The organism is Paenibacillus odorifer (assembly GCF_000758725.1).
Classification (GTDB): Bacteria; Bacillota; Bacilli; order Paenibacillales; family Paenibacillaceae; genus Paenibacillus_AQ; species Paenibacillus_AQ odorifer.
Window position 1 is genome coordinate 5246253 of sequence record NZ_CP009428.1, and the last position, 12533, is coordinate 5258785.

Sequence of the window (12533 nt, forward strand, 5' to 3'; positions counted from 1 at the left end):
ACTCAAGGTGTAGTTCCTCCTTTGCGGGACAGCAGATCCCATATAACGTCCTTCCCTGGCTTACCCAGATTGTTATAGCTGTTGCCTTCCACAGCTTCATCGAACTGGCAGACAGGTCTAAAGGAACAGATTGTGCAGGCGGTCTCCTGCCCAATTCGGTACGGCTCAATCGCCACATCACCTTCTGTAATCCGTGTCCCGATATCCGAAATTGTCCCTCTAACGGAGGATAATAGATGACCCCACTGCTCTGGTGTAGCTACTGAAGCACTGCTATAAAAGCTGCCGTCAGCTTTTACTGCTACAGGCACGATAGAAGAATACCCTTTGTCTAAAGTGGTATCCATCAGGGAGACAACCTCACGATCTGCTGTAAGTAGTCCTTTCATCTTGAAGCGTTTCAACAGCTCTTGCTCAGCCTGTTCCTTGTTCATCCCATTGGATGAGGTCAACAACGGATCATGCACATGGAAATAAAGTGTGCCGGCTGGAAGTGCCGGCTGCCCCAGCCATTGCTCCGAATATGTTAGCAGCACATCCAAATAAGTCAGCATTTGCAGCGATAATCCATAATACACCTCATGCAGCTTGAGATCCTTTTGGCTCGATTTATAATCAATTACCCGCAGAAGAATTCCGTTCTCTCCACGGGCCATATCTACACGGTCAATCCGGCCAACAACCTCCATCACGCAGCCATTTGGCAGCGTAATCCTTAAAGGCGGCAACTCCTTATCCGGTCCAAAGTCCAGCTCCAGCCCTACTGGCTCAAAGCTGCCCCGGCGGGCGTGCTCGCCCAGAATCACAGAAGCACGTCCAACAATATTCTTAAGTTTACGGGAGATGTACCCGTAACGTTTGGAGCTCATTAGGATTTCACCCTGCAACATCGGAGATAGCCGCTCTACTGTCTCACTGGCCTCACGCCGACATTCATCCGGAGACAAGCTGCCCCAGCCCCGTCCCTCTTGTTTCAGTCTTATCGCCATATCACTTAACGCAGCATGGAACAGCTGTCCAATATCAGGTGCTTGCAGCTTATATAGCTGACGCTCCTTCAGTCTTAGTCCGTAGGACGCAAAATGGGAAAATGAGCACGCAACAAATTTCTCCATCCGGGACACACTGCCCCGCAGTGTTGAGCCACCATACAATCTGAGGCTTGTGCCACGCTTTAGCTTCGTTCCCTCATTACGATAGAACAGTGAGCTTAGCAAACGTTCCAGTTGAAATTTACGATCTTCGTTCTTAGTAAACCAGTTATACACATCCCACCATAGCTCCGGAATTTCTGTCCCCTGGCGCCACTGCCGCAGCTGCATAATCAATGCGCGAAGACTCTGTTCTGGTTGACCAATGAAACCGAGATGAATAGGATTTCCGACTTCTGCCGGTAGTCCCGCAGGGGGAAGTGCTGACAAACTATGCTCTTGAACCCTTGGGAACATTCTATGCAAATGCCGGATAACCTCAGAGGGAAGGAGAGCTTTGCCCTCATCATCCGCTGTAGCGTAGCTAATCCAGAGCTTTTGACTTCCTGTCGTTAGCGCATTATAGATCAGAAACCGCTCGTCCAGCAGTTTACGAGAAGCGCCGGGAGCAAGCTCCATTCCAGCATTCTCTAGTACGGAGCGTTCACCTTCCGAGAGAATTCCATCTTCCTTAAACTGCGCAGGCACAACACCTTCATTAAATCCAAGCAAAAAAGCGTATTTAACCCCTGTTGGGCGAGTCCGATCCATATTGCCGACCAATACTTGATCCAGTGCGGGCGGAACTAGTCCCATTTTAAGCTCAGCAAGTCCTGTCTCTAGAACTCCGGTGAACACTTCAAACTCAAGTCTTTCATTGCCCATCATTTCTACTATCTGATCTAGCAGATCAAGTACCGCACCCCACAACTGGCTATGTTCCCTAGCCTTCTCGGGTTGGCCCTTCTCCATAGACTTAACACTGAGTTTCTCCAGCTTTCGTGCAACATCCGTCTCTTCAAGCAGCTTGTACATTGCCGTACATAGTTCAAGGCCGCTACGGCTTTTCTGGATTCGTTTCTCAAAAGCAAATAATGGTCCTGTTATACTAGCACGGCATCGTTCCATAGTAGCAAGCAGTTCATCATCCATCTGTCTGCCGCCTTCCAGCGACAAGCTAGGAATACCTTTCCATGAGCGGCCATCCGTCCAGCGATACCCTTGAATCCCACAAGCCAGCACATAGTTTTCTAAAGCATCCATATCCTCACGTGTAATACTACCGTCTAGCGGAAGCAAAAGCTCCGTCTTTACGCAACGGAATACATCCTCGTAACGCCAGCGACGACGCACTACATCCAGCGCGGAACGTATAAATTCCACTAGCGGATGATGCAGCTCATTTACCTTCTGGTCCAGAAAAAATGGCACTCCGTAATCTTGGAACAACGGTTGGATCAGCTGCTCGTAATCGCCAATATTGCGCATCAATACAGCCATTTCGCCATATTTTGCACCTTCATCACGCGCCAGTCTAGTCATTTCGAGCAGTGCTCCCTCAACCTCTGCTCTGTGCGAAACTGCGGCGCCTATGGATATAGCCTCTCTTGCCAGTTCATCCGCACCTATCCAGGCCTTCCGGCGATCATATCCCCGTTCAAGGTGAGCAAGTACTGGACTTTCTTCAAAACGCGGAAGAACCGTTGGCTCCAGCAGCTCGTCCCACACATCAATGCCCAGCTCTTCAGCTATTCCACGCAGTTTAATGTAAGTAACCGCAGTGGGGTGAAACAATTCAAGCTCATTCAACTGATCTCCATATGGGTAAGGACGATCAATTGTAAGCGAAACGGTCAGCTTCGAAGCTTGCTGCATCAATTCTCGAAGCACTACGAATTCCTGCGGAGTAAATCCATGGAATCCATCTACCCAAATCTCCGCCCCGCGAATGTAGGAGGAATCAGGAATATGCTCAGCCAGTTCTGCTAAACGATCCTCTTCATCGATATAGAGACGTGACATTTCCTTCTCTAAATCGCTGAATACCAGCTGCAAATCATCCAGCTTACCCTCAAGAATAGGACTTCTTGCAATAGCTCCTCGCATAGCGGACAACTGCTCTTCTAAATCAGTGGAACCCAAACAGCAACGCTTCATCTCCGTGTGCAGTTGGTTCAGACGTTCCACAAAACCCGGTCTGTCTGCTGAGGCACCGAACAATTTCAGTTCCTCTTTGCGACGACTGATGATTTTGTAAATTAACATTTTCTTACCTTCATCACTGATTGGCAGACTTGCACTGCCACCAGTTTCCTGCTTCACACGATAGGCAAGCCGCGAAAAACTCAGTGTCTGCGCCCGAAGGCTTCCCTTCACATTCCCTACGGTCAAAAGCCCCCGTTCTGCTCCAAAAGAACCTTGCTCTGGCACAAGAATAATAATCGGCGCACCAAGCGGTTCCTTCTCTAAGGAAGAAGAGATAGATTCCCATATTTTTGTTGTCTTGCCACTGCCCGAGCGGCCTAGTAAAAAGGTTACCGACATAAATGATAGACTCCTTCCGTAGCGGAGAAAATATATAAATTACAAGGTGAAATATCCACCTATTGATTACACTCCAATTAAAAAAGTTCAGTGATTCCTCGTCCCTTCAGTATATCATAACCACACTAATCGGAACATGTGTTTGCTAGTATTTTCTAATGTTTTACAAAGGATAACAGCTACGAGTACAAATAAAAAAAAGCAAACCTCCGGATTTTGGCGGCTTGCTTTTTAGAGTGTTTAGTTTGTTTTTAATGCCAGATGTGCAACGTTAGATTAGAGCTGCCAATGTCAGAGCATATGGTCAATGTTAGACTGTTCGGCGTTCAGTGCTCAGCGTTCAGCGTTCAGCGTTCGTCATTCGGCATTCGGCATTCGGCGTTCAAATTGCACATTTTCGGCTAGGCTTGTTTCATTAATTACTTACGGACCCAGGAGCCGTTATTCGTGGATTCAGTGCTGTTTTGGCAACTTTTCGGACCCCATTGACGCTATTCTTCGAAAATGTGTTGCATTACGGGTGTTTTAAGAGCAATAGCGCCTTTGGGGTCCGTAAGAATTCAATAATAGGCTGTTTACGCTAAATAGAGTCATCTGAGTCCGTTGGCAACTACTTGCCTTACAGTCGACTCACGGCCACCCTACGTCCAGCCCTTTTATCCTATTTGTTACTTGGCACTGTAAACCTTTTTGACCTTCAGGCTTATTTTTTACTCCGCACTTCAAAAATCGCAAACTTCAGATAGTGTCCTTCATTAACGCCAAGTATTTGTGGGTGGTCTTTGCCTGCGGCCCGCCATTCCACAAGTCTCAACACCTTGCCAGCATCTTTAGCTGCATCGGCAATCGTTTCGAGGAACAGATCTGGCTGCATATGGTAAGAACAGCTTGCGGTAACCAAATAGCCGCCTTCGTTCACCAGCTTCATCCCGTGCAGATTGATATCCTTGTAACCACGGCAAGCGCCAGCTACTGCACTTTTGGTTTTGGCAAACGCCGGAGGGTCCAGGATGACTACATCCCAAGTTCTTCCTCCACCTGCCGTCATCGGCTTGGATGTGTCGGTTTTGGCTGTTTTGCCTCCGGATTTAGGATTTGTAGCAGCTGCTGCCGTCTCTGTTCCACTTGCAACTGTCGCCCGTTCAGAACGTTCCTCTAGTCCTTTAACCTGATTCCGTAGATATGCAAAAGCATCATCCACTACGAATTCAACACGATCGCTAAAGCCGTTCAGCTCCACATTCACTTTGGCACTCTCAATGGCGTGAGCTGAAACGTCAAGGCAGGTTACTTTTTTCGCGCCATACTTGCAGGCATGCAGCGTGAAGCTGCCTGTATGTGAGAAGCATTCCAGCACTGTCGCACCGTCCCAATAAGGGAACGTTACATGTTTGCCGCTCTTATTAACTGGTAAGGTCTGTAGTGAACCCTCCTCAGTTTCAATTTCCTGTAGCGTAATGCCGCTTCGTCCTCCCCAGCCTTTCATGAGCGGAGCAATGGAAGCTCTATTCTCACGTTGGTCAAAGAAGTAACCTGTCTTCTGGCCTTCTTCAATATCAACGACCAGCTTCAGGCCATTCTCACTCACAGTTACATGCCGTGGACATTCCCCATACAGCAAACCCGTTGTCTGCTCCATACCTTCAAGCTCGCGCACACTAACATCACTGCGCTCATAGATTCCGCGCGGTGCCATAACCTGCACCAATGCTTCGACGATTTCTGCACGCCGCTTGTCCATTCCGAGCGTAAGCAGCTGCACAACCAAAATATCTCCGAATCGATCTACAATAAGCCCCGGCAAAAAGTCCGCTTCACCATAAACTAAGCGATAAGCATCCGCACCCGGAAGGAACCGATTTCTGTGTTGCAGACAATTCGCAAACCGTTCTGCAAAAAAGGCTGTGTCCATGATCGCAAGCGGTCCCTGTGATACAATTCTTACCCGAATCTGTGAGGCTGGATTGTAATATCCCACGGCCAAAAATCGGCCCTGATGATTAAGGACATCTACTAATCCCCCCGTTTCCGGATTTCCTTCTACCGATGCGACTTCACCTGCATAGACCCATGGATGGCCCTGTTCCAGTCTTTTTTTGCGATTGCGTTCTAAAATAACCGATGGCAATGACTTCAACTCCCTGTTTTTCTAAAAATGTTTTTATACATGTCCCATGCAATACATTCATATATTGGTGTACAACCCTCGTCCAAAGGAGTATGCCCTATGTTCAGTGATTTGCTGTTCCCTATCATATATGGTCTTGTTATCTTTCTAGCCGGCATGAAGCTGATGGAAACTGCGTTGTCCAAGCTAGCAGGCCCTCTATTAACTACAAGCCTAAATAGAGCTACCTCAACACCTATCAAAGGAATGATTGCCAGCAGCCTGTTGTCCGCCTTACTCCAGAGCAGTACTGCTGTAACGGTGTTGACTATCGGCATGGTCAATGCCGGCCTGCTCACCTATGCCCGCACACTTGGCATTATCTTGGGCAGTAACATCGGCACCACATTAACTACAGAATTGATCGGACTTCAGATCAATACCATGGCCACGCCCTTGCTGGCAGCCTCGCTCAGTTTGTGGGCAGCGGCAGTTATTGCAGGCGAACTGCCGCCTACATCGCGAGTGGCAGAGCTCTGCCACAAAATATCCCCGCCACTGCAATTTATCAGTCTGGCTGTATCAGGCTTCGCCCTCGTCCTATGGGGGATCGCTGTCATGCAGTCTATCGGCGGAACACTTCAGGAAAGTGGCTTATTCCTCTGGTTCCTAAACCATGCCGCTACAAGTGCCCTATGGGGGCTCGCCGCTGGAGCGTGCCTAACAGCCCTGCTCCATAGCAGCGCTGCTGTCATAGCTATGGCTATGAGCATTGCCGCCTCGGGTGCCATGCCGCCTGAGCTAGGTATAGCCATAGTGCTAGGCGCCAACGTAGGCACCTGTGTCACAGCGGTCATCGCTTCCATCGGCGGCACGCCATCCGGCGTCTTCGTCGCTTGGTCCCATGTTGCGCTTAATGTAGGCGGTGCACTACTATTCTTGCCCATGATCGGGCTGCTACAAGCAAGTGCAGCATGGATTGGTGGAGGCCCTGCTTCACAAATCGCCCACGCCCAGACCATTTTCAACGTAGTCTGCTCACTTCTAGCACTGCCATTATGTTACCTGCCTATATGGACAAAACTGGAAAAACGTCTTCAGTCTTAGCTTAAAGGTACCGTTTTTTTATACCCCAGCTTTCCACAACTGTACTATTATACTTCAATCGAAAATATTATAAAACCGCGAACCGTCGTAAAAAGTGATCACCGTCGAGAAAATTCCAATCAGCGCAAACAAAGCCAATGCAAAATAATCGTCTCTCGTGAACGGGCGACTGCTATACCAAGTTCGTTTTGTCTCAGTGCCAAAGCCGCGCAGCTCCATAGCGGTACTGATATTTTCAATTCGCTCGATACTAGTCAAAATTAGGGGCATCAGAATCGAAATGATATTTTTTAGCCGCTTAGGCAGCTTTTCTTTTCTGGAAATATCTATTCCCCTTGCTTGAGCAGAAAACGATATATTCTCATAATCTCGTTGAATATCCGGAATGTACCGCAGAGCCAGCGATACAGAATATGCAATTTTATAGTTCACTCCAACTCTGTTTAAGGATGCTGCAAATTCACTGGGATGGGTCGTTAGAAGAAACAATAGTGCCATTGGAATGACCACTGCATATTTGAGGGCAATATTGAATTGATAGAATAGCTGCTCCCAAGTTACCGTATACCGGCCTGCAATGTGCATAATATCATGACGTGTACCGTAAACACGTACGCCCTCCAAAGGAGAAAAGATAAAGATAGCTATATGATTAAGCAAAAAGAAAATCAAGATGAAATATAATACGAAAGCATAATCCTGAAATTGGACTTTGGAAATTCTAAAGGCAAGCAAACTAAATAACAGCATCACAATTAGACATCTTGTATCATATGTAATCATCCCCGTCACAGACCACACTACAAATAAAATCAACTTAGTAGCGCCGGTAAGACGGTGAATAGGTGAATCCTGCTTCGTAAAAGTTAACATTTTGGCCTTCATCCGCCTCGGCTCCTCCTATCATACGCAATGAACCTTCTAACGAACTCCTCAGGTTGTTTCAGTTCAGCTTTTACAGCTAGGGCAAAAAGCGAGGTTTCTTTCAAGTTCGCTTTTTTTACCACATCAGTATTCGTTAATATTCGCTCAGGGCTATCATCCGCAAGCTTCACGCCATCAGCTAACACTATAGCTCTATCGGCATATTCCAGCATCAAGTGCATATCATGCGTGATCATAATGACCGTCATCCCCTGCCCCCGCAGCGTCAAGAGAAATTCCATCATTTCGTTATAATGCCTGTAATCCTGAGCAGCAGTCGGCTCATCCAAAATGATCACTTCCGGCTCCAGTACCAGAATAGCGGCAATCGTAACCCGTTTCTTCTGGCCATAACTAAGCGCCGAGATAGGCCAGCTGCGAAAAACATAAAGTCCGCACACCTTCAAGACTTGATGGACACGTTCACGAACGAGCTCCTCAGAGCAACCTCGGAGTCTAAGTCCTAGAGCGACCTCGTCATATAAAAGTGTCTTAGAAATCATATGATTGGGATTTTGCATAACAAAACCAATCCGCTCTGCCCGCTCCTTAATCGTGTCCTGAGCAATATCGCGCCCATGCATCCGTATCGATCCGGAAGTAGGTTTATAGAAGCCACAAATAAGCTTGGAAACTGTAGATTTTCCAGCTCCATTTCGCCCCGCTATACAGACCATCTCTCCTTTATGAACACAGAGATTGAGCTTATCTAGCACCTGCTGATTTTTTTCGTATCCAAAAGAAATATCGCTAAGCTCGAGGATGGGTGGGCTATCCAGCTTATCCTGCCGTGCCTGATTGCACTCATACCAGATCTTAAGTTTATTAGAACACGCCTCCAACTGTATATCGTTCATATGCTGCGGATTCATATTTGCTGTAATCGAACATCCGGCATACTTTAAAGCCGTTAAATAGAGAGGTTCCCGAATGCCAACTTCTGAAAGTAGGGTTGTGCTCAACAGTTCTGCAGCCGGCATATCCGCCACAATACATCCTTCATGGATCACAATAATACGATCCACTGCCCGATGCAGCACCTCTTCAAGACGATGCTCGATCATAATAACGGTTTTACCTGTCTCTTTATGCACTCGATCAATAAGCTCAATCGCTTTTATACCGGTATAAGGATCTAAGCTTGCCAGCGGTTCATCAAAGAGCAGGATGTCCACATCACCTACCAGAACACCTGCCAAGGTCGTTTTTTGCTTTTGTCCACCCGATAACTCTTGAGGAGAAGAAGCCAGAAATTCGTGGATATCCACCGCTCTTGCGGCAGCCGCCACTTTACTCTTCATTTCTGTCTGCTGAACCACATGGTTCTCTAGACTGAAGGCGATATCCTCACCAACCGTTAATCCTACAAATTGTCCATCCGGGTCCTGCAATACAGTACCCACCTGATTGGACAGCTCTGCAATACTCAGATCCTTCTGCTCCTGGCCCATAATCCGTAATGAACCTGATATTTCCCCACTGTAAGCAAAAGGAATGAGACCATTAATACAATGAGCAAGTGTACTTTTCCCAGAACCTGAAGGCCCCACGATAAGCACCTTTTCCCCTTCAACAATCGTTAAGTTGATCCCCTGCAGTGTGGGTTCCTGCTGTGCCCGATATTGAAAGCTGAAATCCTTAAATTCAATCATTACTTTTTTCATCCGAGACCTTCCTCTGGGTTAATGTGAAGAGAAAAAAGCCGGTGATTTCCACCGGCTTTTTTAGCTTGGATTTGTATTCCACTCAAGCTTCTCTAGTTAAGCTGCCCTGTTTCGTTCTTGTCTTAGCATACGCAATGGCTAGTAAAGATCCGATCACTGCCACCGAAGCTATATTTAATGCACCTGCGGTCAGTCCTTGCGTAAATACTTTATTTACGGGTTCTGCATAGATCAGAATATCCAACACCGGGGCTACAAGGAACCATGCTACAGCATTCGCTGCAATCTGAGCCAGATTAAAGCGTATTATTTCCTTTCGTCCGAATTCCCCGTCATGAATAGCGATTCTAGCTACTAACAAGCCAATAACCAGCCCTACAATGCCAGATGATATGACCCAACTGAACCATGGCGATCCATAAGATATCGTATCCTTCAGGGTATGCCCGATCAGGCCTATAAATAATCCGGCAAACGGACCGTACAATAGGGAGAACAATGCCAGTAATGCGTATGTAGTCTCGATGTTAGTGTTTGGAATACCCGAAGGAATCGAGCCGAATCTCCCCAATATAACGAATAAAGCAGAACCAATACCAATCGCTACAATCGTCTTGATCGACAACACCTTTTGTTTTGCCATGTTCTCATCTCCCCCAACGCATCTATTATGTTTTATGTGATTATACATCGGAATAGTCGGAATTACTATAGAATCCAAATAAAAAAATCTGCAAAGCAACATAATGTTGGCTTTGCAGATTCATAGTTGATTATTCAGATCCTATTTTCTATTACTTCACTGTCACTGATACCGTAACTGTCTTGCCGCCTAGCTTTCCTTTAATGGATGTCGTTCCTTTACTCACAGCTACAATCTGACCGCTAGCAGATACTCTCGCTACAGAAGGCTTGGAGCTGGTCCATACCGCACTTCCAGTAACAACAGCAGTCTTACCAGTATCATACTGTGCAGTCACGACTACATTCTGAACGGCTCCCGGAGCCATTTTCAGTCTGCTTTCATTAACGGTTAGCTTTGTCAGTTTAGGAACTACAGTAATTTTGACACTAGCAGCAATCCCTTGGTAAGATCCTGTCAGCGTAGCAGTACCTTCTGTTACTGCTTTAACGGATGTAGCTTTAACCGTAGCAACCGCCTCATTCGAGGACTGCCAATTCATACTGCTGGAGACATTTCCTGTCTTACCATTAGAATAATAAGCCGTTACCTTTATCGCTTTAGAGCCTTTAATGTTCATTTCGATAGCAGTAGGTTCTACAACAAGCTTAGTAACCTTTTGTTCAATGGTAACTGGGATACTGATGGTTTTATTGGCGTAAGTTCCCTTTAAAGTAGCAGAACCCTTCACCAGTCCTTTGATTACCTTACCGGAAGTTGTTGTCTTGATAATTGCATTCGTACCGGTAAGCTCCCATTCCATAGTTCCAGTAGCATCAAGTTCACTGCCGTTTTCCATCACAGCTTTCACTTCAGGAACAGCCTTCTCTTCACCAGTAACAATCACCAGATTTTCTTCTGGTCCAAGCAAGACAAGGACTTTATCTTTCACTGTAACCTTTACTTCAACACTTTTTTCTCTTACAGCTGTTTTTGAAGTCGTTGGGTTTTCTGATTTTATTTTACCGATAACCTTCACAATACCTGCCGATTCAGCTACAATTTTACCGTCTTTAATGGTGGCAATCTCATCATCCGCAGAGGTCCACTCGATATCACTGCTAAGATCTAGCTTTGTTCCGTCAAGCTTTGTACCGTTTACTTTTGGAAGGCTTACGGTGTCATCTGTGTAAAGCTCCAGTTCCGTCTTGTCGGCTTCCAGTTCTGTAATCGTAGGATAAACTGTCAGCTTAAAGCTTTTATTAATTCCTCTGTACTCTGCTTTAATAACCGAAGTTCCCACTGCTTTAGCAGTCACTGCCGCGGTATCGCTACCAGGCGTAACGGTTGCCGCCAATTGGTTATCCGAAGTCCATACTGCGCTGCCTGAAATATTCGGAGTAGAATTCGCAGCATCGCGAACCTCAGCCTTAACGTTCAGGGTTTCACCCATAAACAGGAATTGATCTCCTGTAGGAGTAAGTAGTAGCGCTTCATAAGGAGCACGTACATATACGTCTACAGTTTGTGTAATCCCCAGATAGGATACTGTAATTACAGCTTTACCAGCAGACAACACTTTGATCTCGCCTTTGTCTACTGTAGCTACACTAGCACTAGAAGAGGACCATTCCGCTTTCGCTGAAATATCATTTGCGCTGGATTTTGTAGTTTCTTTAGTCTCTGCAACCAATTTCAAAGGTGCATCTCCAACTAGCATCTCTAGTTCTTTAACGATTTTGTCGTCATGTTTAAGCTCAATTTCAGAATAAGGCAATTTCACTACAGCCTTAAAGGTTGCTGTTAAGGTCTTGTATTTGGCAGTGATCGTTGCTGTACCTTCACCAGCCAAAGTGATCTTACCTTCTGCAATGGTCAATACGCTTGTGTTCGAGCTGCTCCAAGTAGTATCAGCCGTTACATCCTTAGCAGAAGTCGCTGTTTCTCCACCAATCGCATTGGCTTTGACCAGCAGTTTATCCTCATCATCACCCAATTTGTAGTTCCCTTCAGAACTATATTCGAGCTTCAGTTCTTTAACAGGATGTGCTACCTCAACTTCAATGGTAGCAAGTGCATGATTATAAGTCGCTGTAATAATAGCTTTTCCACTGTCTATCGGAGTCAGCAGGCCATTTACTACCTTTACAGCGTTTGTGTTAGAAGAATTCCATACAACTGCACCTGTCACATCTCTTTTAGATGAGGACCCTTCCACATTCGCATATACCTTAAGTTGCTTTGGCGTTTGTCCAACCGTAAGCTCTACTTTAGCTGAGCTTTCGAATTCAATCGAGTTGATATCGCCGGTCGCTGCAAAGACACTTACCGGAAAAACCGCAGTAGCTAACAATATCATGATGAGGAGCATTTTCGTCATTTTCCTGTACACAGTCATTTGTTCTCTCCCTTAGGCTATAATGTCGTTCGGTGGTTTATCCCCACACTCTTTTACTTATATCGACAATTGTACCCTAAGTGTTTACCCCCTGGCTCTATAAAGCGAAATTCGGGACTTTCAGACTAGATAATACGGTAAAGGTTGATCAAAATATTAGGAAGTAATATGCTAACTACTAAATTCTTTCTTGAAA

7 protein-coding genes are annotated in these 12533 nt (G+C 46.1%); 1 reads left to right on the forward strand and 6 read right to left on the reverse strand.

All coding sequences use genetic code 11. The annotated features are described in order from the left end of the window. Positions 1-2: 2 nt before the first annotated feature. Positions 3-3515, reverse strand: coding sequence for a helicase-exonuclease AddAB subunit AddB (gene addB, locus PODO_RS22985; protein ID WP_038572903.1), 3513 nt, complete (start codon positions 3513-3515; stop codon positions 3-5). Between the two features lie 703 nt (positions 3516-4218). Then, entirely contained in the window at positions 4219-5643 is a 1425-nt protein-coding gene (locus tag PODO_RS22990; protein WP_038572905.1) for a class I SAM-dependent rRNA methyltransferase, read from the reverse strand. A gap of 99 nt (positions 5644-5742) precedes the next feature. Between PODO_RS22990 and PODO_RS22995 the strand changes: the two genes are divergently transcribed. Further along, a complete protein-coding gene (locus PODO_RS22995) occupies positions 5743-6729 on the forward strand; it encodes a Na/Pi cotransporter family protein (RefSeq protein ID WP_038572907.1) in 987 nt (328 codons plus the stop codon). Between the two features lie 54 nt (positions 6730-6783). Here PODO_RS22995 and PODO_RS23000 read toward each other — a convergent pair whose 3' ends face one another. The 4 genes from PODO_RS23000 to PODO_RS23015 all read right to left on the reverse strand — a co-directional run bounded on the left by PODO_RS23000 (position 6784) and on the right by PODO_RS23015 (position 12337). After that, complete coding sequence (locus tag PODO_RS23000) at positions 6784-7614, reverse strand: energy-coupling factor transporter transmembrane component T family protein (RefSeq protein WP_038572909.1); 831 nt, start codon at positions 7612-7614, stop codon at positions 6784-6786. Further along, positions 7611-9317, reverse strand: a complete 1707-nt coding sequence (locus PODO_RS23005) for an ABC transporter ATP-binding protein (RefSeq protein WP_038572911.1) — start codon at positions 9315-9317, stop codon at positions 7611-7613. Before PODO_RS23005 ends, PODO_RS23000 begins: the two co-directional genes overlap by 4 nt. Before the next feature lie 82 nt (positions 9318-9399). Further along, on the reverse strand, positions 9400-9960 hold the full coding sequence (locus PODO_RS23010) for an ECF-type riboflavin transporter substrate-binding protein (protein WP_036683889.1): 561 nt from the start codon (positions 9958-9960) through the stop codon (positions 9400-9402). Positions 9961-10111: 151 nt separating this feature from the next. Then, positions 10112-12337 carry an Ig-like domain-containing protein gene (locus PODO_RS23015; protein WP_036683896.1) on the reverse strand — a complete coding sequence of 742 codons (2226 nt, stop codon included), beginning with the start codon at positions 12335-12337 and terminating at the stop codon, positions 10112-10114. Between the last annotated feature and the right edge of the window lie 196 nt (positions 12338-12533).

What these genes read in the sequence shown, in the direction of transcription:
- addB (WP_038572903.1), bottom strand. Translation starts at nt 3,515, where the DNA reads ATGTCGGTAACCTTTTTACTAGGCCGCTCGGGCAGTGGCAAGACAACA.
- PODO_RS22995 (WP_038572907.1), top strand. Translation starts at nt 5,743, where the DNA reads ATGTTCAGTGATTTGCTGTTCCCTATCATATATGGTCTTGTTATCTTT.
- PODO_RS23000 (WP_038572909.1), bottom strand. Translation starts at nt 7,614, where the DNA reads ATGAAGGCCAAAATGTTAACTTTTACGAAGCAGGATTCACCTATTCAC.
- PODO_RS23005 (WP_038572911.1), bottom strand. Translation starts at nt 9,317, where the DNA reads ATGAAAAAAGTAATGATTGAATTTAAGGATTTCAGCTTTCAATATCGG.
- PODO_RS23010 (WP_036683889.1), bottom strand. Translation starts at nt 9,960, where the DNA reads ATGGCAAAACAAAAGGTGTTGTCGATCAAGACGATTGTAGCGATTGGT.
- PODO_RS23015 (WP_036683896.1), bottom strand. Translation starts at nt 12,337, where the DNA reads ATGACTGTGTACAGGAAAATGACGAAAATGCTCCTCATCATGATATTG.